The organism is Lysinibacillus sp. GJ-1, assembly GCF_021166035.1.
GTDB classification, from domain to species: Bacteria; Bacillota; Bacilli; order Bacillales_A; family Planococcaceae; genus Lysinibacillus; species Lysinibacillus sphaericus.
This window is the reverse complement of the sequence record NZ_CP088912.1, coordinates 443,427-463,938: the sequence shown is the minus strand read 5'-3', so window position 1 is coordinate 463,938 and position 20,512 is coordinate 443,427. Positions and strand designations below refer to the sequence as shown.

The following is a 20,512-nucleotide window of genomic DNA, read 5'->3' as shown; positions in this document are numbered from 1 at the left end:
GATCTTTCACATGGCTCTTAAAAAAACTTTAACAATCGCAGGTTCAGATACATCTGGCGGCGCAGGCATGCAAGCCGACCTTAAAACTTTCCAAGAACATGGCACATACGGGATGGTGGCATTAACAGTAGTTGTGACAATGGATCCAAATGGATGGACACATAATGTAACGCCATTGCCAACAGAGCTTCTTCAAAAACAAATTGATACAGCATTATCAACAGGCATTGATGCAGTAAAAACAGGTATGCTTTCAACTGAGGAGATTATTCGTATAGCTGGTGAGGCGATCGCCAAGTCTGGTACTTCAAATGTTGTGATTGATCCTGTTATGGTATGCAAAGGGGATGACGAGGTTTTAAACCCTGGCAACACTGACGCTATGATTCAGCACTTGCTACCGCTTGCTGCCGTGACAACACCAAACCTTTTTGAAGCTGGACAATTAGCTGGTACAGGTACACCAAAGTCAATTGATGAGATGAAAACAGCGGCCAAAAAAATTCATGAACTAGGTGCAAAAGCAGTTGTCATTAAAGGCGGAAAAGCATTAGCAACTGAAAAAGCAACAGACTTATTTTTTGATGGTGCAACATTCTACTTATTAGAATCAGAAAAAGTCGCTTCTACGTTTAACCACGGTGCAGGCTGTACATTCGCTGCCTCTGTGACAGCTAATCTTGCCAATGGACTATCTGTCAAAGAAGCTGTAATTGAAGCAAAAGAATTTGTATCGGCTGCCATCGCACATGGTTGGGCGTTAAATGATTATGTAGGACCAGTTATGCATGGTGCTAAGTCTCGATTTGGTGCTCCAGCAGTTACTGTAACTGAAATTTAATAAACCGTAAAAAAGAAAAAGAGGCTAGGGCAAAAGAGAAAAAGTGTTAGATTGATGGCGGTCAATCTAACACTTTTTTGCTGAGCAGGAGTCACCTCCTTCGCTACCAACAACTAGTGAACCCTTTTAATTTTTTATTTATTGCAAAAGCAAGAATAACTAAGTTAGCTATGTTCTCCATATAGCAAAAATTTATGAACACTTTTCCTCTGTTCCTTAAATTTTTCTACTTATGTCCCAGCCACTTTTTTGCGTAAATCGGTAGACGCTTGCCGAAAGGTTTACCAGCGTTTTTTTCTAGCTTATCAGCGATTTATGAGCTTTTACCAGCGTTTTCTCGTCGCTTACCCGCGAAGTACTGGCTTTTACCGGCGTTTCCCCTCTATTTACACTTTACATGTAATTTTCCATCAGTTCGAGCCGATAATCCCATGGATCATTCATGGATATAAAACTAGCTAATGCCTTGCTTTCTTTTTTGCGCTCAGCCCGCACTTTTGCTCTTTCAGAAGCAGTCTCGTGCAATTTTGTTTCCTCAACTGTTTCAGGTATAACGCGTGGTACTGCAGCATACTGATTTTGTTCATCTAGTGCTACAAAGGTTAATAAAGCAGTGGCTGCAACTTTACGTTCACCTGTTTTTAAATTTTCGGAGATGACTTTCACAAACACCTCCATCGAGGAAGTTCCAGTCCATGTTACATATGACTCAAAATAGACAGAATCTGTAGGACGAATCGGATGTAAGAAATCGACCGAATCGGTGGAAGCAGTGACACAATCTCTCCGACTATGCTTAGCAGCGGAAATTGATGCGACCTGATCAATATCGCTCATTAAACGACCACCAAAAAGAGTATTATGATTGTTTACATCATTCGGAAAAACACGACTTGTCCGCATAACCCTTGATTCCTTACAAAACTTATAATCTTTTATCACATCAATTCCCCCTATTACTTTTTTCTACTATAATGCAATATATTTCTAAAAAAAGCAATTAAATTATCTGAATATTACAATACTTTACATTTGCATAATAAAAGCGGACAAGAAACCTTAGCACAACACATGCCATATATTAGCTGTATATGGGAGGGAGACGTATGAAAAAACATAAATCTGAGGAGACAACTGAAGAATCACGCTTGTTAGCTGGAGAAATAACATCTTCTAAAATGGAAGTAATCGCTTCAATTGTATTAACCCTCGGGTATTCACTATCCACCCTCGCAACGATATTAGCGTTACAAGAGGAAGAGGAAGATGCGCAATTACTCGCTTCCAATTCACAAGATCAAAATCAACAATTTAAACAAATGTGTAAACAACTACAAAATGTTAATAATCGTTTAGAATCCATTGAAAAGAAACTTAATCGTTTTTAAAAGAGACATATCTTACTCCCACACGCTCCCCGATTAACCTTAGGAAGCTTTAAGAGCAATCTGATTTTGATGCCCATTATTGCAAAAAAACCACAATTCTCCGTCATAAAAGAGAATTGTGGCTTTTTTACTATACTATGATAATGAGCTTTCATGTCTTCTTTGCACGCTACAGCCCTATACCAGATGGAGAAGGACGTCATCTATTGTACCAAGATAGAAATCGTTTTTGTCTAGCTTATATTCCCCTTCTGCATGGTGAACTGTCACTCTACGTGTGAAGAAGTCAAATATGCAACATCTTTTCGTATTGTGAAACCGCATACAAAATAAAACGACACTTTTTGTACAAATTTGCTTTCACACTTTATATATTGATACATCGCAATAACTTTTTCAAGAATTTTGCTTAAAGAAATTGCAAGGGAATTATAGCCATTTTCAATCCCTATTTCTATCCAATTTTCAAACACTCCACAAAAGAACCCAACATAAATTTGTCATAAAAAGGGCATTCAATTTCCCTTTATGACCTTTTTTGACTATACTTAATAAAGAAATAATCGAGAGGAGTGTTAAGATGCAAGAAGTACAAGTAGAGACGTTGCAGGAATTATTGAATTCTTTCGCCAACAAAGACGTTTATATTCATCTTGAGACGACAAACGGTTCTTACGCAGCACACTACGATGAAAAATTTTTTAATGCTGGGGCTTTTATTCGTAATGCCAAAATTAATTACGAACTGGCTAAAGTAGTGGATGACTCTCCACATCGTGTCGGTTTAAAAATGGCACATGGTTGGGTTTATGCTCAAGGTATTACACATTATGAATTAGATGATTTAGGCCTTTTGTTAATGGCTGGACTAGACTATTCAGGTAAATTGGCGATAGCACTGGAAATTAGCGAAACGCCATTTACTTATTAAGGGGGACGACTATTTGAATTTACAACCACAACGTCATATTTTAATTGTTTACCCTCACCCAGATGATGAGGCTTTTTCAGTTGCTGGAACGATTGCCTATTATACTAAAAAGATGAATACACCTGTTACATATGCCTGTTTAACATTAGGTGAAATGGGTCGTAATTTAGGAAATCCACCATTTGCTACGCGTGAATCGTTGCCAGAAATACGCCGCAAGGAGCTTGTCGCTGCTGCTGACGCTATGGGCATTCAAGATTTACGTATGCTAGGCTTACGCGATAAAACAATTGAATTTGAAGACGACGAAAAAATGGTCAAGCTTGTAGAAGGTTTAATTGAAGAATTAATGCCTTCGCTTATTTTTACTTTCCTTCCTGGCTTCGCCGTGCACCCTGACCATGAAGCAACTGCACGGGCCGTTGTAGAGGCTGTGCGTCGCATGCCTAAAGCAGCGCGACCTCAAATTTTCGGCTGCGCCTTTGCTAACGATACAATTGCTAAAAATGGTGAACCACATGTCGAAATCGACATCCGTGAAATGAAGATGGATAAAGTAAAGGCTTTACAAGCGCATGCTTCTCAAACTGGTTGGATGATGCAAGAAACAGAAAAACGCATTGATGACGGCGAGCCAATGAGCGAGAGCTGGCTGAATGTTGAAAAGTTCTACATTGTTAACCCTGATAATTATGTAAAATAATACAAAAAAGCGGTTGTAACCTTTTAAGGCACAACCGCTTTTATTTAGCTATTTTTAATTTATTAAACACATGGATAACCATCGTCAAACCAAAGGCAATGACTAAAATAATAAAAAATAAATAATGCGGTACATATATACCAAATACAGTCACTAACATTTTAAGCGCAATAATCCCAATTATGATAAATGCCGTCGCCTCAAGCTCTGGAATTTTTTCGATAATAATTAAAAATAATCCTGCAATTGTTCGCATCATTAATATACCAAGCATGCCGCCTATTAATAACACCCAAACCTGATCAGATATTGCAAAGGCAGCAAAAATGGAATCAACCGAAAACGCAATATCCATTAGCTCTACAGAAATAACAGTAGCCCAAAATACGCCAAATATCCGCACCATTATTCCAGACTTTTTTACTTCTTTGACACTGTCCTCTTGTCCTAGTTGTAAAAAATGCGCAATACTAATCCACCCTAAATACAACGCTCCCAACACTTTAATAAACCAAAACTCTACTAAATACACGCCAATTCCGATAAATAAAAAACGGAAAAAATAAGCCCCTAGCATACCATACATTAACGCCCGTTTACGTTGCTTATCGGGTAAATGTTTGACAAGTACCGCTAGTACGAGCGCATTATCTGCCGACAGTAATCCCTCAATGACAATGAGCGATGAAATTAATCCCCACGATACTGGATCTGCTAATACTTTTTTCCACATATCCCAATCGAAAAATTGCATATATGTAGATAGTATCCCATGAATAATGTCCAAATGCTTACCCCCTACTTGTCCTAAACTAATATATGCTCGGCGTTCTTCGTTATGAAAGTTTCTCCTTCTGTCATTTTTAAAAAATTTTTGATAATTCAATTTCTAGAAAACTCGAACAATAGACGTTTTTTCTCGAACATCATAAATTATGCTACTTCCATGTAATAAGATAAGAAAATGGACACCGAAAATTTAGAATTTACTAAAAATTTATAACAAAAATCGAAAAAAATATGCTATCATAGATGAATGTTTTACACGTAAAACGGAGGATGAATACTATGGAAGTTGCTGACACTAAAACAGTGCAAGTAGAGAATATCTTAATTGCACATCACTTTTTAAAAGATGTAGTCGTGCATACGCCACTACAGAAAAACGATTATTTATCAGAGAAATACGGAGCTAATATTTATTTCAAACGTGAGGATTTACAGCATGTTCGCTCATTTAAACTTCGCGGTGCTTACTATAAAATTAAAAAAATCGAGGAAGAAGCACGCATTAACGGCGTTGTCTGTGCCAGTGCGGGAAATCACGCACAAGGTGTTGCTTATGCCTGCGCACAGTTAAAAATTCAAGCGAGCATCTTCATGCCTCAAACAACCCCAAAACAAAAAATCGACCAAGTGCGTATGTTTGGCCGTGATTACGCTGAAATTATTTTAGCAGGAGATACATTTGATGATGCTGCTGAAAGTGCAATGGCCTACTGCGAAGAACAAAGTAAAATTTTTATCCACCCATTCGACGATTTTGACGTCATCGCTGGACAAGGCACAGTTGCTGTTGAAATTATGAATGACATGGAAGAACCAATCGACTATGTTTTCGGAAGTATTGGCGGCGGTGGATTAATGTCAGGTGTTTCAGCTTATGTGAAAAACCTTTCCCCAAACAGTAAAATTATCGGTGTAGAGCCAGCCGGTGCAGGCAGTATGAAAGCTGCATTTGCAGAAGGTGGCGCAGTGGCACTCGATTGGATTGACAAATTCGTTGACGGTGCTGCCGTAAAATGCGTCGGTCACCACACTTATGATGTTTGTCGCCGTTATTTAGACGATATCGTGCTTGTTCCCGAAGGAAAAGTATGTACAACCATATTAGATTTGTACAATAAACACGCGATTATAGCTGAACCCGCTGGCGCATTATCAGTTGCTGCTCTTGACAGTTATAAAGAAGAGATTAAAGGCAAATCTGTTGTAGTTATTATTAGTGGTGGTAATAACGATATTGGGCGTATGCAAGAGATTAAAGAGAAATCTTTAATTCACGAAGGATTACTATACTACTTTATCGTAAGTTTCCCTCAACGTGCAGGTGCACTTCGTCAATTCCTAACAAGCGTCCTTGGACCAAATGATGATATTACAACTTTTGAATATACGAAGAAAAACAATAAAGAGAGTGGTCCTGCCTTAGTGGGTATCGAGCTAGGCAATCGCGATGATTATGAAGGATTGTTAAAACGCATGAAAGAGTTTGGTTTCAACTACAAAGAAGTAAATAACGACATCCAATTATTTTACTTACTCGTATAAAGTCTTTTAGGGCTACTAAAAGGAAAATAGCGCACTAGAAATAGTTCTAGTACGCTATTTTTTATAAGTGCCAGGCACTCAAACAATTCTGAATTCTGACATAACGAAGCTCCCTAGATTATAGCATGGAATTATTAACAGTAGCATAGACCCACAAAACAAATAAGAACAATACGAGTCCTAGAATACAAAATCAAAATACAATTTTTCTTGCAAGAGAATCCTCTTTTAACCTAAAATCATATTTGTTTGCATTTTGATATTTCGGATCTATATAGCTAGACTTCTCATCACTTTTTGAGGCTTTTTGAAATTTAGGAAAAGATGTATATTCTTTCTCTTTCCATATCCAAATACCCGTTTCTCCTTTTTCTTTATGGAATACATTCTTTTGGAGTTTATTTTTTTGATTGGCTGTAAAATAGTTGGAGATAAAAATCCGCGATGGTCCAGCGGTTAAAACATTTCTTTCTATCACATTGTTTTTTGTATCATATTGTAATAATAGCTGTCCCCCATCTAGCCCCTTCGTGTCATTTCGATAAAGAATATTTTGAGAGATAGTAGAATTAATCGTACCTCCCCGATTTTCATCATACCCACCAATCGATATCCCAGTGTAAAAGTTTTCATAAATAATATTGTTTATTATTTTAATGTTATCAGCGTATTTTTTAGCATGCTCAGAAGTTGCTTCTATTCCAATATCACTTTTATAAACGGTATTCTTTTCAATGGTTATATTTTTGCCACCATCTACATAAATTCCGCCAGCAGCATAATCTTCCCCATAAGCTGGATTGCCATAAGAGGATATTTCATAAACTATATTATTCTTTACGATGCCATTCCGTACAAAGTCCACTTTTTTATCATTTGAAATGCCTTCATAACCAATTAGGTCAATTCCGATATTATCACTACGGCGAACTATATTATTTTCTACTTTAAAAACGTCAATATTGCCATTTAGAACAAGAGATTCACTTGCCCCTAGTTTCAAGTCTTCCAACGTATTATTTGCAATATTTATATCTTTCATTGTGCCAGTTCCGTATATAGCAATCCCATGGCCATTCCCATCATCTGCATGGGTTTCAATGCGCTGCACATGATTATTGTCTAGTGTAATATGGCTACTAGAACCTGTTACATAAATCCCCATTATTGTTTCGCCTGCTAAATCAGTAGATAAATCCTGGATAGTTAGTCCACTGATGGTCACGTAATTCTTATTATTTATCACCACTAAGGCTACATCCTCTTCAACATCCTTCAAGTCCTTTCCACTAAGGACAACCTTTTCCTTGTTGTAGGCTTTAAATGTAATTGGTTTTGACTTGGTGCCACTATGTTTTACGACAAGTTTTTCATGATAATTTCCTTTTCGTATGAGGACGGTAGTACCGGCGCTTGCTTCTAAAGCCGCTTTTTTTAATGTGCGTAATGGCTTTGATTTTGTACCAACATTATCATCATTTCCATTTGTCGCAACGTAAATAACTTGATCCTGCTTATCTTCATTATTGTTTAAAACAAAGACAATCACCATAGCAACTGCTACCAAGAGGATAAAATAAAATTTTTTCATTAAATCATTCCTTATTGAATATATTTCATAACTTTAATAATACAAGTAACAGGCACCAAAACAATTCAGAATTTTCACTAGCACAATAAAAAACGCCCATACCTATGTATGGACGTTTAATCATTAACCTAGCAATGCACGGTCAGAATTCATTTTTTCACCGCGAATGCGTTCGAATTCAGCCATTAAATCAGGAATTGTCAGTTCATGTTTGCGATCCTCGCCGACCTCCAAGATAATCTGACCTTTATCCATCATAATAAGACGGTTTCCTAAATCCAATGCTTGTTGCATATTGTGCGTGACCATTAGCGTCGTAAGATTGTCCTTTTCAACTAAATGCTTCGTAATACGCGTAATAAGCTCAGCACGCGAAGGGTCAAGCGCTGCGGTATGCTCATCTAGCAATAGAATGGATGGCTTCGTAAACGTAGCCATTAACAGTGATAATGCCTGACGCTCACCGCCCGAAAGCAAGCCAACCTTTGCGGATAAGCGACTTTCTAAGTTTAACCCTAGCATTTCTAATGATTCCTTAAAAAATTGTCGACGTTTCTTATCAACGCCAATACGTAGGCTGCGACTTTTGTTTCTTGAATACGCAAGTGCTAAGTTTTCTTCAATCGTCATAGTCGGTGCTGTTCCCGCCATTGGGTCCTGAAACACGCGACCAATGAAATGAGACCGTTTATATTCTGGCAAACTTGTGACATTATTACCGTCTATTAATACGGAACCAAAGTCTGGTGTTAACGCACCAGAAATCATATTCATCATCGTAGATTTACCCGCACCATTACTGCCGATAATTGTAACAAAATCGCCTGGTTTTAAATGTAAGTTTATTTCAGCAAGTGCAATTTTCTCATCGGGTGTACCTTCATTAAAAATTTTATTAATGCCGTCTAATTTAAGCAAGGCCTTTTCCTCCCTGCTCTACCGTTTTCACTTGCGAACGTTCTGCTGCCCGTTTTGCTTTGCGCTTTCGCTCTTTGTTTTTTTCAACAAACTGAGGAACGACAAGCGCTAAAATAACAATAATAGCCGTAATGAGTTTCATATCACCTGAATCAAGGAAATCGACGCGCAATGCTAACGCTAAAATAATGCGGTAAATAATAGCACCAGCGATTACAGCCAATGTAGTACGCATAATTGTTTTTGTACCAAAGATGGCTTCCCCTATAATAACCGAAGCAAGACCGATAACAATCATACCGATCCCCATACTAACATCCGAAAACTTCGAATATTGTGCGATTAAAGCTCCAGAAAATGCGACAAGTGCATTCGAAAGACCAAGACCAAGAATAATAAGCGTATCTGTATTCGCAGAGAAACTACGAATCATACGTTTATTATCACCTGTTGCTCGAATAGCTAGCCCGACTTCTGTTTTTAAGAACCAGTCCGCAATAAATTTAATTAAAATCGTGATGAGTAAAACTACAATCAACGTACCCCAAGTTGACGGTACTTGCTGAATGCCGATGCTTTTTAATACGTTATTTAATGCCGCATCGATACCTAAATTACTCCAAAATGTTTGAAACTTTGAAAACAAGGTTTCAGAGTTTAATAATGGAATATTCGGACGACCTATCGTATTTTCTGCAGTTAACCCCATGATGCGTAAGTTAAGCGAATACAAGGCAATCATCATTAAAATCCCTGATAATAGCGGATTAATCTTCCCTTTTGTGTGAAGAATTCCTGTCATACATCCTGCAATAAATCCAGCAACAATTGCCACTAAAGTCGCTAAGATTGGGTGGTAGCCAAGCAGAATCATTGTTGCTGCCGTAGCCGCCCCTGTTACAAAGCTTCCATCAACCGTTAAATCCGGAAAGTCTAACACACGGAATGTTAAGTAAACACCGAGTGCCATAATTGCATAGATGATTCCTTGCTCCACTGAGCCAAATATTGCTGTAAACATTGTTGAATCATCTCCTAAAAATTATCGTATCAATTATACCGAGCCGTCATTGCGCCAAGATGTTATCTAGCTTGTTCAAAAGCTTCTCTTAAAATCTGTAAAATTTACTTGGAACTCAAATCTCTTATTGATAAACGTAAAGATTGTCTGCTTGAACAAGTTAAAATGAAGAGAAAGCGGGGATAGTTCTCCCCCGCTTCAGCTCAAATGTAACATGACATATGCATTATTTTTCTAAAAGCTCTGCGCCCCAAGAATCTTTAATTTCAATCCCTAATTCATCAGCAACTTTTTTGTTCACTACTAATTTTAAGTTTTGTGGATATTGAGCTGGTGTATCAGCAGGTGTTGCTTCACCTTTTAAGATTTTGACAGCCATTTGACCAGCTTCATAGCCGATATCATAGTACTCAAAGCCGTATGCAGCTAAGCCACCACGTTCTACAGAATCAAGCTCACCAACAATAAGCGGTAATTTATTTGCTTTTGCTACATCAATAACAGATTCTAATGCAGAAACAACTGTATTATCCGTAATAATATAAAAAGCCTCTACTTTACCAATTAACGATTCAGCCGCTTGTTTAACATCCGCTGAAGTTGCAGCTGAAGCCTCTTTTACTTCAAGACCTTGTTCAGCCATCACTTTTTTCACTTCTGTTACTTGTGCTACTGAATTTTGCTCACCAGCATTGTAAACCATACCGACGTTTTTAGCGCCAAGTTCTTTTAATAATGCTACCGTTTTAGAAATCGTATCAGGATGTAAATCAATTGTTCCCGTTACATTTTTCCCTGGTTTGTCCATCGAATCAATTAACTGCGCGCCCACTGCATCTGTCACAGAAGTAAAGATAATTGGAATATCGCCCGTTGCCGTAGCTGCTGCTTGTGCAGAAGGTGTAGAGTTAGCAAAAATTAAATCTACGTTTGCACTTACTAGGTTATTGGCAATTGTTGTATTTAAGCTGTTATCACCTTGTGCAATTTGTGCATCATATTCCACTTTTAAGCCCGAATCCTCAATCGCTTTTTTGAACCCTTCTGTTGCAGCATTTAAAGATGGATGCTCTACAATTTGAGTAATCCCGATTTTATATGTTTTTTGATCTACACTACCGCTCTCACTTGCACTATTTTTTTCGTCACCTTTTGCATCTGATGAACTAGAACTACCGCTACCACAAGCAGCAAGCAATAATAATAATCCAAATAATAGGAACGAAAGCTGTTTCATATTGCGCTTCACAAATAATCCCCCCGACTAATACTCTATTATCTATCACACTTCACTCGAGCAAAGTGTGAATGTATCGCTATATTATCGTTATTATCGCTATTCGTCAACAACATTATGAATGTTCTGACTTTTAAATTTGACAAAATATTTTACTTTTTCACTTAATTTGTCGCTTTAAACCGCTAAACTACTACATTTCTTAATTTATAATTCTTTTGTAATATAATAATAATTGTATGGCAATTTTTCGAAAGTTAAAGGTTGCCTTCATAATCCAAAAATCGATAAGAGCATAATAGAATTTGGGACAAAAGAGAAAAGCGTTAAATTGACCGCAGTCAATCTAACGCTTTTTTACTATATCGTTGATGTCCACTTCGGATGGTGCTTTCCGGGGGCACACCGTAAGCAGCAAGAATGCGAGGTGTCCTCATCTTGCATTGAGTGCACGTCTTGCCTTCACTGCGCCATTTAATTAACTACTTACAGATTCAATAGTAGCAAAAATTCGCGAGTAAACATCTTGAATATTCTGTTTCTTTCCCAACTTATATCTCCATGTATGTTCTTTAATTTTCTCATCAGTTCCTAAATCGAGAAACCCTGTTGCGAAATTAGCAGGGTCAACATCAATAATATCATCATACTGAACACCTTCATTGACAAATGGTACATGTACTTTAGTCGATTGCATAAAAAATGTAGGAATTTTTAACGACCTATAAGCAGCTACATATTGGTCATCATCTGCTTCATGTAAAAATTCTTTCATAATCATAATGGCATCTAGCTCTTTAGATAGGGATTCCGTATTATTTTTTAACTTCTCAAAAGTAATATCTTGAAAATCTATATTTTCTTCCCTTACTTCTGGAATCGCCCCAATTACCCCAATTTTTAAATCCCGCCCTTGGTAAATGCCAAATTCTGTATTGTTACACCCAACGAGACAGATTAAAACCCAGATAAGCAAAGATGCAATTTTCTTCAAACGACATCCCTCCAGTTACGGATAATATCATTTTACTTTATCCTATCTAATAACCTAACACATCCCGTTTTGTCCTTAAGATTGTTAACGATGCATAATAATTACTAGTTAAGGCAACTGAATAAGTAGCACTAAAAACTGTAGTGACTCCAGCAGTGCCTGTATGTGTAGTTGATGTAGATTCATAAAAGTTTCCATTCACTGTATAATAAAAGTGACCATTGTATAATTCAACTACTATTGTACCATCGAAAGAAATTGGATTTGCTCGAAACTCTTGAAGAAGTGGCTTCGTATTTGTATCTATATATTGCGCACCACCACGGCACACATTCACATACACAAGAAGAGTTGGTTTATAGGATCTATTTGGAATTATTACTGGTGTACTTGTAGCTAACCATCCACAAGACGGATTTGATGTAACAGACCTTGCTATTGGCTTAGCTTGTGCTAAACTATCTGACATTGCCTGGTAAGCTTCGTCTAAAGAAACACCTTTTATTTCTGCATAATGTTCAGCTACTTGTTCATCGGTTAGTTCTATCGTAAATTCTTCACCTGAGTTTAAGATTGCATCCAACTCTTCCTCACTCATATTTTTCCCATCTAATATTTTAATTATGTTTGAATTAGTTTCATCATTAGCCTTTACATCCGAATCAACTAATGGAAAAAAAATCAAAAGAAATAGTGTGAGTTTAAGTATCCTCATCATGCTTTGCACCCCTTTTTCCTTTTCAAATTCAACTTTAATTTATTAAGTCATCTGAAATGGTTGCTATAGCAAATTTAAATATACTCGAGTTAATTTAATTTTATCGAAAACAGTACCGACATTTCAACCGACATTTTTTCTGTCGGTACACCCGTTCTTTATCCTTAAAAACAGGAAATTTTTACATCCCACACAAAAGATGAAATACTACGAATATTCGTGCTATATCTATTTTTCATAGAGCTATTTACAAACCCGCACCATTACTGATATGATTGCTCTTGCTCTACGTGGTTCGTAACCATCCCACGAAAAAAAACTAAGGAGAAATGAATATGAAAGTGAAATTTTTAGCAGCAAGTGGCATTATTGCCGCGCTCTATATTGCTGTTACAATGCTCGTCGCACCATTTGGTTTTACAGAGGTGCAATTCCGCGTATCGGAAATTTTTAATCATTTAGTTGCCTTTAACCCTCGCTTTGCCGTTGGGATTATTATGGGTGTGTTTATTTCAAATCTATTTTCACCACTTGGTGCCTATGATTTAGTGTTTGGCGTTGGACAGACAATGATTACGCTTGGCTTGTTAATTGTGATTTGTAAATTTGTCCAAAATATATGGGCGCGTTTAATCATAAACACATTTTTATTTACATCCACAATGTTTATCATTGCCTTCGAGCTGAACTTAGCATTAGAATTACCATTCCTGTGGACATGGTTAACTGTCGCAGCTGGTGAATTTGTTGTATTAGCAGTCGGTGCACCGATTATGTATATGCTCAACAAGCGCCTAAATTTCAAAAATATGATTTAATAGACGAGTCTTTTCGATTCGTCTTTTTTTTACTTTCGGGCGCACTCCCCCTGCTTCTCCTCTTACAATTAAGGCTACAAAAGTATTTTTTCTTTTTCTTGACACTATTCTGAAAATATATTAAAATTTTTCAATAATAAATGTGTAGAAGAAGAGGAGTAGCAAGCAATCGTACTTTTAGAGAGCTGATGGTTGGTGCAAATCAGTAGTATGGACTTGTGAATGGACTTCGGAGCAGCCTTACTAAAATAAGGTCGAACTAACTCCCCGTTACAGGAGTACAAGCGCGCATTTTTGCGAATAAAGGTGGCACCACGGTTACTCGTCCTTTTTATAGAGGATTGGAGTGACCTTTTTTTATGGAAAATTTAGAATAGAGGAGTCGAGAACAGATGGGTACAGCAGTAGAGCAAAAAGGATATTTTGGTGAATTTGGAGGCAGCTTCGTTCCTGAAGAGCTTCAAAATGTATTAAATATTTTAGATGAGAACTTCCAAAAATATAAAGATGATGAAGCGTTTAATCAAGAACTAGACTATTATTTCCGTGAATATATTGGCCGAAAATCGCCACTGTATTTTGCAGAAAATTTAACGAAGCAACTTGGCGGCGCTAAAATTTATTTAAAGCGTGAAGATTTAAATCATACTGGTTCACATAAAATCAATAATGTACTAGGTCAAATTTTACTTGCAAAACGCATGGGCGCTAATCGTGTTATTGCTGAGACGGGCGCAGGTCAACACGGTGTTGCAACAGCAACTGCTTGCGCTATGTTTGGCATGGATTGCACAGTCTACATGGGACTAGAAGATACAAAACGACAAGCATTAAATGTATTCCGTATGGAGTTATTAGGTGCTAAAGTTGTTGCCGTTGATAAAGGCCAAGGTCGTCTGAAAGATGCCGTAGACGAAGCATTTGCTGATTTAGTAGAAAACTATGAAACAACTTTCTATTTATTAGGCTCTGCAGTAGGACCGCATCCATTCCCTTCAATGGTGAAACATTTCCAATCAGTGATTAGCCGTGAGAGTCGTGAGCAAATTTTAGAAAAAGAAGGCAAACTCCCTACAGCAGTTCTTGCATGTGTCGGTGGCGGTAGTAATGCAATCGGTGCATTTGCAGAATATATCGATGATGAAGGCGTTCGTTTAATCGGTATCGAACCAGAAAAAGCAGCAACATTAAATGAAGGTACTCCTGGTGAATTGCATGGTTTTAAATGTTTAGTATTGCAAGATGCACAAGGTAATCCATTACCAACATATTCAATTGCAGCTGGTCTTGACTACCCTGGGGCTGGCACTGAACATAGTTATTTAAAAACAATTGGCCGCGCTGAATATGTAATCGTATCAAATGACGAAGTGCTAGAAGCATTCCAAGTACTTTCAAAAGTGGAGGGAATTATCCCTGCGCTAGAGAGCTCGCATGCTGTAGCACATGCTATAAAATTAGCACCAACACTATCACCTGACGAAAGTATTATTATTAATATCTCAGGTCGTGGAGATAAAGACGTTGAACAAGTATTCAATATGTTAAAAAATAAAGCTACACTATAAATTACTTTTTTTACATTCAGATGCGTTCCGCGGGCACATGGCAAGCCACAACTCGTATCATATCGATAAAAAAGACAAAGCAGGCTTGGACAAAAGAGAAAAGGTGTTAGATTGATGGCAGTCAATCTAACACCTTTTTTTGCTGCGCCGTTGTTGTCCGCTTCGGCGGTGCGTTCCGCTCAGCACAGTAAGCTGCAACCCTCGCTAATGCGCGGAATGACAGCGTCTTACGGTGTGTGCGTTCTAAGCAGGAGTCACCGCCCTCGCTACCAACAACTAGTGAACACTTCTAATTTTTTATTTTTGCAAAAGCAAGAATGGCTAAGTTCCCATAATAGCAAAAATTTACGAACACCTTTCCTCTGTTCCTTAATTTTTTTTAGTTATGTCCTAGCCTCTTTTCCTATTACACAAGCATATTTAGCTTCGGATAAATTTCCGCTACATTGTCACGTAACTTAGCTTTTAAGAACTTTCCTACAGATGTTTTTGGGATTTCATCTAAAAAGACAATATCGTCTGGCACCCACCATTTCGCAAATTGACTTTCTAGAAATGCTAGCAATTCTTCTTCCGTTGCTGCCATCCCTTCCTTTAAAACGACGCAGGCTAGTGGACGTTCTTGCCATTTGGCATGTGGAATTGCAATAACTGCTGCTTCAAATATAGCATCATGCGTCATTAGTGCATTTTCCAAATCTACAGAAGAAATCCACTCACCACCAGATTTAATTAAGTCTTTTGTTCGGTCAGTAATTTTAATAAAGCCGTCCGCCGTACGAACCGCAATATCTCCTGTAAATAACCAGCCATCTCGATAGGCATCTTTTGTACGCTCATCTCGATAATATTCATGTGAAATCCACGGACCACGTAAACGTAATTCGCCCATGGTCTCACCATCCCATGGCACTTCTCCATGATCATTAATAATACTTGACTCAATCCCAGCCATTGTCATTCCTTGCGTAGCACGAGCTTCAATACGTTTTTCAATCGGTCATTCTTCCATCCATGACATATAATTTGATAACGCAACGATTGGCGTTGTCTCCGTCATACCATAGACAACGATGTATGGAATACCGTATTTTTCTTCAAACGTACGGATTAAACGTGTTGGTGAAGCTGAACCACCACAACAAATCGCGCGAAGCGAACTGATATCTCGCTCACGCTTCTCCTGCTCTTGTAATGCTCCAATCCAAATGGTAGGCACACCTGCAGTCAATGTCACCTTTTCTTGCTCCACTAAATCTAAAATCAAATCAGAAGTAAATTGAGGCCTTGGCAGTACTTGGGTTGCACCGACATTGACACTTGCAAATGGCAACCCCCAAGCATTTGCATGAAACATTGGCACAATTGGCATCACAACATCGCGCTCTGAAATACCCATGGAGTCGGACATACTTAGCATCATACTGTGTAACACTAAGCCACGATGTGAATAAACCACCCCTTTTGGATTTCCTGTTGTGGCACTTGTATAACACATACCAGCAGGTGCTTCTTCCTCTAAATCATCTGGAAATTCGAAGTTTTCATCTGCAGCAGCTAATAATTCTTCATAGGATAAAGCATTCGGTAACGTTGTCTCTGGTAACGTCTCTTCATCAGTCATAATAATATAATGTTTTACTGTTTTTAACTCACTAGCAATATTTTCTATGATAGGGAGCAAATCAACATCAATCATTAAAATCTCATCCTCGGCATGGTTAATGATATAAATTAAATGCTCTTCAGATAAGCGAATATTCACCATATGCAAAATGGCACCAGAACATGGCACTGCAAAATACGCCTCTAAGTGGCGATGCTGATTCCACGCGAAGGAACCAATCTTTTTCCCCTTTTCCATCCCCAGCTTTGTCAGCGCATCTGCTAAACGACGCGTCCTTTTCGCCCATTCTCCATATGTTAAACGGTGAATTTTATGTGCACTTGTACGCGACACGATTGTCTTTCTAGCGAAGTAACTCTCAGCTCGCTTAAAAAAGTTTGTTAATACTAATGGTGTTTGCATCATATTACATCCATCCCTTCTTCTAAGTGAATTCCCCCAAACACTTGTAGAACATCTATGTATTCTTTAACAGAATACTATTAATATTCTGAATATGATTATATTAGAAAATTAATCATTATGCTATATATTCCAAAAATTTTCTTTTTTATACTCTGTTTTTCTATCCTGTTTTTTATTGAATAGTGCCACGTCAACAAAAAACAGGTAAAGAAAAACAATGTCGTTTCTCTTTACCTGCGTTAATTTATTTTCATTTGAAAAAGCTTTTATTTTTATGAAATAGCCTTCTTTTGCAGTTTAATTTTTAATTTCTCCAACATATCGATAGTCATCTTGGCTAAATCATATTCTGCTTTAAAGCCCCATTCATTTTTGGCTGCATCAACATTGATAGAATTTGGCCAACTATCCGCAATTGCTTGACGAATCGGATCGACGTTATAATCCATTCGGAATTGTGGCAAATGTTTTTTAATTTCGGCTGCAATTTGTGATGGTTCAAAGCTCATCGCAGTAATATTAAATGCATTGCGATGAATTAGTTTACTACTATCAGCCTCCATTAAATCCACAATCGCTTGTAACGCATCTGGCATATACATCATATCCATATACGTTCCTTCTTGAATATATGATGTATACTTCCCTTGTTCAATCGCTTCGTAGAAGATTTCTACGGCATAATCCGTTGTACCACCGCCAGGAGGCGTTACATAAGAAATCAATCCTGGGAAGCGTACACCACGTGTATCTACCCCAAAACGATTGAAATAATAGTCACATAATAATTCTCCCCCGACTTTATTTACACCATACATCGTTGTTGGACGCTGTAATGTATCTTGTGGCGTATCATCCTTAGGTGTTGTTGGACCGAATGCACCAATAGAACTCGGCGTGAAAAATTGTAACTTCAACTCACGCGACACTTCTAATGCATTCATTAAACCACCCATATTTAAATTCCAAGCAAGCAATGGATTTCTTTCTGCAGTTGCAGATAGTAGTGCAGCTAAATGCATCATCGTATCTGCACCAAAATCCTTAGCTAAATCATGCATCCTTTGTCCATCCGTCACGTCCAGCACTTCGAATGGCCCCTTTGTATGTTCAAGCTTTCGTATATCTGTAGCTAACACATTGTCCTCTCCATAAATACTACGAAGTTTTTCTACTAGCTCAGAGCCTATTTGACCAAGAGCACCTGTAACCATAATCTTTTCCATTTCTCCAAACCTCCACATATGAACAATTGTACTTCTCAGGAGTACAATATTTTATACTGAAACATTGATTTAATAACACTTCTGATGCATTTCATTATAATGTGTTCATATAAAAAATACAACAACAATCTATACGAGTTTCAAAAAAGGACGTAAATTTCCTTGTTATCAGTATATGGTTTTTGATAAATCTTGTGCTGTCTCACAACACAAAAATACATTTGTACTTTCCAAAAATACAATAATCTATTTTTCATAAAAAAAGAACCTCTTTACACATACATAAAGAGGTTCAACTTTTTTTCTTGTTCCATTAAATTGAAAAACGTTTAACAGCAATTTGCAACACCTTTGAAACTTTTCGTAATTCCTTAATCGTATGATGAAATTGTTGCTGTGCATTTAATTGATCTGTCGTTAACTTCGCTACATGTTTAGTCGAGGCTGCATTCGTATCTGAAAGAGCTGTTAACATACCTGCATCTTCGTTAACCTTCTTTGTATGTTCAGCTATATCTTGCACTGTCGTCGATACTTCTACAATATATGGCTGAATGATATTGACCTTTTCTAATATTTGATCGAAGCTTGTTGCAGTTTCTGACGTTACATTTACACCTTTTTCTGTAGCACTTAGTACACCTTCCATCATCTTTACAGCGTAGTGAGAATCGGTTTGGATATTTTGTACAATGGACGTAATTGTTTGAGTTGAATGTACTGTTTGCTCAGCTAGTTTACGTACTTCGTTGGCGACGATGGCAAACCCTTGTCCGTGTTCGCCAGCTCTCGCCGCTTCGATGGACGCATTTAGCGCCAGTAAATTGGTTTGGGCAGTTATTTTTTCAATCACTTCAACCATATGGTCGATTGTAGAGGCTCTTTCCACTAGTTTAAAAATAGCTATATTTGATTTTTCAACAGCGCGCTTTATGGCTTGAATTTGGGTTAAATTCGCCTGTACAATATCTGTACCACTTTCTGCTTCACGGGCAGTCTCATGTGCAAAGCTCTCTACAAGCTGCACTTTTTCTAAGACAATCTGTACACCGTTTAATACTTCTTCTAATGAGGCAGAATTGGACGCTAATTTACTAGTAGATGCAGTGGTCAAATCTGCAATACTCTGCACATCCTTTGCTATTTTTACTGTAGCTGTAGAAGATCGCTCCGAGGATTCTTGTAAATTTTCCGTCATTCCTGCAACCTCTTGCGCACTATTTGTAACCGTATGTAACAATCGCTTTACTTCTGTTGCCATCTGATTATATGACAATACAACTTCTCCAAGCTCATCATGCGCCACATAGCTCGCATTGGCTGTAAAATCACCTTGTTCTGCACGTTTTAATAGTGATTTCAATTGACGTGTCGGTACATTAACAGCCTTCGTTGCGATGAAACCAATGAAAACGACTAATAGTACGACAAATGTACAAACACTCCCCAATAACCAATAACCAAATTGCACATCCTTTTGGTACGCTTGTTGCTGTTCATCAGCTCTTTGAACTAAATAACTCTGCGTCTCTTCTAAAATTGCATGGCTTTGTTGGCTAACCGGTAAATAGGACTGCTCATAAAACTGCTGCCGTTTTTGCGTATTTAACTGTTGATAACTTTCAACTAATTCTATCTGCTGTGAGAATACCGAATTATACTTCTTTACTTGATGATTCATTTTTTTATCAATTACTATTTTTTCTAAATTACTTAAAGGCTGTTCAATATTTTTTAGTATAGCTGCCATCTCTTGATATTCGCCACCTGAATCCATTAAATAATCCAAGTGTCGTTGCGCTTCCTCAAGCTCATTAAGCCATCCAATCGGTACAAGTGCCTCGGTATAACTTTCGCTTGCATGCCATGACATTTTCCGTAAATAATCCACACTAAATATACCGAGTAGGACATTCGATAGTACACAAACAATCATGAGTACAAGCAGCTTATCTTTTACCTTAATATAACGAAAAAAATGCATTATTTTCGGCTCCTTCTCCAACTATTACCATTAATCATAGTATGGAGATATAAAGCTAGTGTTATGTTTTTGTAAAATTTTCTAACAGAATTATAGAACATTCGATTCTTTAATAAATTCGACACAATATAAAAACTTGCGCAACCTTCTTTACATTCTATCGTTTACTATTAATAGATAATTTTTACAATTATGAAGGAGAGGTGTTTGA

The 20,512-nt window shown here is 37.5% G+C and carries 17 protein-coding genes, 1 pseudogene, 1 riboswitch and 1 other annotated feature; of the genes and pseudogenes, 7 read left to right on the top strand and 11 right to left on the bottom strand.

What is annotated here, in order from left to right:
• The first annotated feature begins 10 nt into the window (after nucleotides 1–10).
• Nucleotides 11–841, top strand: a complete 831-nt coding sequence (gene thiD / locus LO754_RS02125) for a bifunctional hydroxymethylpyrimidine kinase/phosphomethylpyrimidine kinase (RefSeq protein ID WP_024362830.1) — start codon at nucleotides 11–13, stop codon at nucleotides 839–841.
• Nucleotides 842–1,234: 393 nt separating this feature from the next.
• Here thiD and LO754_RS02120 read toward each other — a convergent pair whose 3' ends face one another.
• Entirely contained in the window at nucleotides 1,235–1,744 is a 510-nt protein-coding gene (locus LO754_RS02120; RefSeq protein ID WP_231785490.1) for an acyl-CoA thioesterase, read from the bottom strand.
• 203 nt (nucleotides 1,745–1,947) lie between these two features.
• Here LO754_RS02120 and LO754_RS02115 point away from each other — a divergent pair, with 203 nt between their 5' ends.
• The 3 genes from LO754_RS02115 to bshB2 all read left to right on the top strand — a co-directional run bounded on the left by LO754_RS02115 (nucleotide 1,948) and on the right by bshB2 (nucleotide 3,863).
• On the top strand, nucleotides 1,948–2,229 hold the full coding sequence (locus LO754_RS02115; RefSeq protein WP_024362828.1) for a hypothetical protein: 282 nt from the start codon (nucleotides 1,948–1,950) through the stop codon (nucleotides 2,227–2,229).
• Nucleotides 2,230–2,809: 580 nt separating this feature from the next.
• Nucleotides 2,810–3,160 carry a YojF family protein gene (locus tag LO754_RS02110; protein ID WP_231785489.1) on the top strand — a complete coding sequence of 117 codons (351 nt, stop codon included), beginning with the start codon at nucleotides 2,810–2,812 and terminating at the stop codon, nucleotides 3,158–3,160.
• 13 nt (nucleotides 3,161–3,173) lie between these two features.
• Entirely contained in the window at nucleotides 3,174–3,863 is a 690-nt protein-coding gene (gene bshB2, locus LO754_RS02105) for a bacillithiol biosynthesis deacetylase BshB2 (protein ID WP_024362826.1), read from the top strand.
• 40 nt (nucleotides 3,864–3,903) lie between these two features.
• On the opposite strand, the gene LO754_RS02100 is transcribed toward bshB2, so the two are convergent.
• Nucleotides 3,904–4,650, bottom strand: coding sequence for a TerC family protein (locus tag LO754_RS02100; RefSeq protein WP_024362825.1), 747 nt, complete (start codon nucleotides 4,648–4,650; stop codon nucleotides 3,904–3,906).
• A gap of 281 nt (nucleotides 4,651–4,931) precedes the next feature.
• Here LO754_RS02100 and ilvA point away from each other — a divergent pair, with 281 nt between their 5' ends.
• Nucleotides 4,932–6,194 (top strand): threonine ammonia-lyase IlvA, encoded by a 1,263-nt coding sequence (gene ilvA, locus LO754_RS02095; RefSeq protein WP_231785488.1) that lies wholly within the window; start codon nucleotides 4,932–4,934, stop codon nucleotides 6,192–6,194.
• Nucleotides 6,195–6,387: 193 nt separating this feature from the next.
• Here the strand turns inward: ilvA and LO754_RS02090 are convergent, their stop codons facing one another.
• The 6 genes from LO754_RS02090 to LO754_RS02065 all read right to left on the bottom strand — a co-directional run bounded on the left by LO754_RS02090 (nucleotide 6,388) and on the right by LO754_RS02065 (nucleotide 12,553).
• Nucleotides 6,388–7,785 (bottom strand): right-handed parallel beta-helix repeat-containing protein, encoded by a 1,398-nt coding sequence (locus tag LO754_RS02090; RefSeq protein ID WP_024362823.1) that lies wholly within the window; start codon nucleotides 7,783–7,785, stop codon nucleotides 6,388–6,390.
• 123 nt (nucleotides 7,786–7,908) lie between these two features.
• Nucleotides 7,909–8,703: an ABC transporter ATP-binding protein gene (locus LO754_RS02085; RefSeq protein WP_231785487.1), complete on the bottom strand. Its 795-nt coding sequence runs from the start codon at nucleotides 8,701–8,703 to the stop codon at nucleotides 7,909–7,911.
• A complete protein-coding gene (locus LO754_RS02080; RefSeq protein WP_024362821.1) occupies nucleotides 8,696–9,724 on the bottom strand; it encodes an ABC transporter permease in 1,029 nt (342 codons plus the stop codon). The genes LO754_RS02085 and LO754_RS02080 overlap by 8 nt, the downstream gene beginning before the upstream one ends.
• Before the next feature lie 226 nt (nucleotides 9,725–9,950).
• Nucleotides 9,951–10,973: an ABC transporter substrate-binding protein gene (locus tag LO754_RS02075; protein ID WP_024362820.1), complete on the bottom strand. Its 1,023-nt coding sequence runs from the start codon at nucleotides 10,971–10,973 to the stop codon at nucleotides 9,951–9,953.
• A 466-nt stretch (nucleotides 10,974–11,439) separates the two neighbouring features.
• A complete protein-coding gene (locus tag LO754_RS02070; protein ID WP_231785486.1) occupies nucleotides 11,440–11,955 on the bottom strand; it encodes a hypothetical protein in 516 nt (171 codons plus the stop codon).
• Between the two features lie 46 nt (nucleotides 11,956–12,001).
• Nucleotides 12,002–12,553: a hypothetical protein gene (locus LO754_RS02065; protein WP_137034882.1), complete on the bottom strand. Its 552-nt coding sequence runs from the start codon at nucleotides 12,551–12,553 to the stop codon at nucleotides 12,002–12,004.
• A gap of 404 nt (nucleotides 12,554–12,957) precedes the next feature.
• A riboswitch (PreQ1 riboswitch) is annotated at nucleotides 12,958–13,002 on the top strand.
• A 6-nt stretch (nucleotides 13,003–13,008) separates the two neighbouring features.
• Between LO754_RS02065 and LO754_RS02060 the strand changes: the two genes are divergently transcribed.
• Nucleotides 13,009–13,491 (top strand): QueT transporter family protein, encoded by a 483-nt coding sequence (locus tag LO754_RS02060; RefSeq protein ID WP_024362817.1) that lies wholly within the window; start codon nucleotides 13,009–13,011, stop codon nucleotides 13,489–13,491.
• Nucleotides 13,492–13,627: 136 nt separating this feature from the next.
• Nucleotides 13,628–13,824 (top strand) — a binding site (T-box leader).
• 59 nt (nucleotides 13,825–13,883) lie between these two features.
• Entirely contained in the window at nucleotides 13,884–15,059 is a 1,176-nt protein-coding gene (gene trpB, locus LO754_RS02055) for a tryptophan synthase subunit beta (protein WP_231785485.1), read from the top strand.
• Between the two features lie 406 nt (nucleotides 15,060–15,465).
• Here trpB and LO754_RS02050 read toward each other — a convergent pair.
• The 3 genes and pseudogenes from LO754_RS02050 to LO754_RS02040 form a co-directional block, all read right to left on the bottom strand.
• Nucleotides 15,466–17,091: pseudogene (locus LO754_RS02050) on the bottom strand (long-chain fatty acid--CoA ligase).
• Nucleotides 17,092–17,363: 272 nt separating this feature from the next.
• On the bottom strand, nucleotides 17,364–18,317 hold the full coding sequence (locus LO754_RS02045) for an L-threonine 3-dehydrogenase (protein WP_024362814.1): 954 nt from the start codon (nucleotides 18,315–18,317) through the stop codon (nucleotides 17,364–17,366).
• Between the two features lie 313 nt (nucleotides 18,318–18,630).
• Nucleotides 18,631–20,301: a HAMP domain-containing methyl-accepting chemotaxis protein gene (locus tag LO754_RS02040; protein ID WP_024362813.1), complete on the bottom strand. Its 1,671-nt coding sequence runs from the start codon at nucleotides 20,299–20,301 to the stop codon at nucleotides 18,631–18,633.
• Nucleotides 20,302–20,512 lie beyond the last annotated feature (211 nt).

Bases quoted from the DNA above. Each gene is read 5' to 3' on its own strand.
- thiD (WP_024362830.1), top strand. From the start codon at position 11: ATGGCTCTTAAAAAAACTTTAACAATCGCAGGTTCAGATACATCTGGC.
- LO754_RS02120 (WP_231785490.1), bottom strand. From the start codon at position 1,744: ATGCGGACAAGTCGTGTTTTTCCGAATGATGTAAACAATCATAATACT.
- LO754_RS02115 (WP_024362828.1), top strand. From the start codon at position 1,948: ATGAAAAAACATAAATCTGAGGAGACAACTGAAGAATCACGCTTGTTA.
- LO754_RS02110 (WP_231785489.1), top strand. From the start codon at position 2,810: ATGCAAGAAGTACAAGTAGAGACGTTGCAGGAATTATTGAATTCTTTC.
- ilvA (WP_231785488.1), top strand. From the start codon at position 4,932: ATGGAAGTTGCTGACACTAAAACAGTGCAAGTAGAGAATATCTTAATT.
- LO754_RS02090 (WP_024362823.1), bottom strand. From the start codon at position 7,785: ATGAAAAAATTTTATTTTATCCTCTTGGTAGCAGTTGCTATGGTGATT.
- LO754_RS02080 (WP_024362821.1), bottom strand. From the start codon at position 9,724: ATGTTTACAGCAATATTTGGCTCAGTGGAGCAAGGAATCATCTATGCA.
- LO754_RS02065 (WP_137034882.1), bottom strand. From the start codon at position 12,553: ATGAGTGAGGAAGAGTTGGATGCAATCTTAAACTCAGGTGAAGAATTT.
- LO754_RS02060 (WP_024362817.1), top strand. From the start codon at position 13,009: ATGAAAGTGAAATTTTTAGCAGCAAGTGGCATTATTGCCGCGCTCTAT.
- trpB (WP_231785485.1), top strand. From the start codon at position 13,884: ATGGGTACAGCAGTAGAGCAAAAAGGATATTTTGGTGAATTTGGAGGC.
- LO754_RS02045 (WP_024362814.1), bottom strand. From the start codon at position 18,317: ATGGAAAAGATTATGGTTACAGGTGCTCTTGGTCAAATAGGCTCTGAG.
- LO754_RS02040 (WP_024362813.1), bottom strand. From the start codon at position 20,301: ATGCATTTTTTTCGTTATATTAAGGTAAAAGATAAGCTGCTTGTACTC.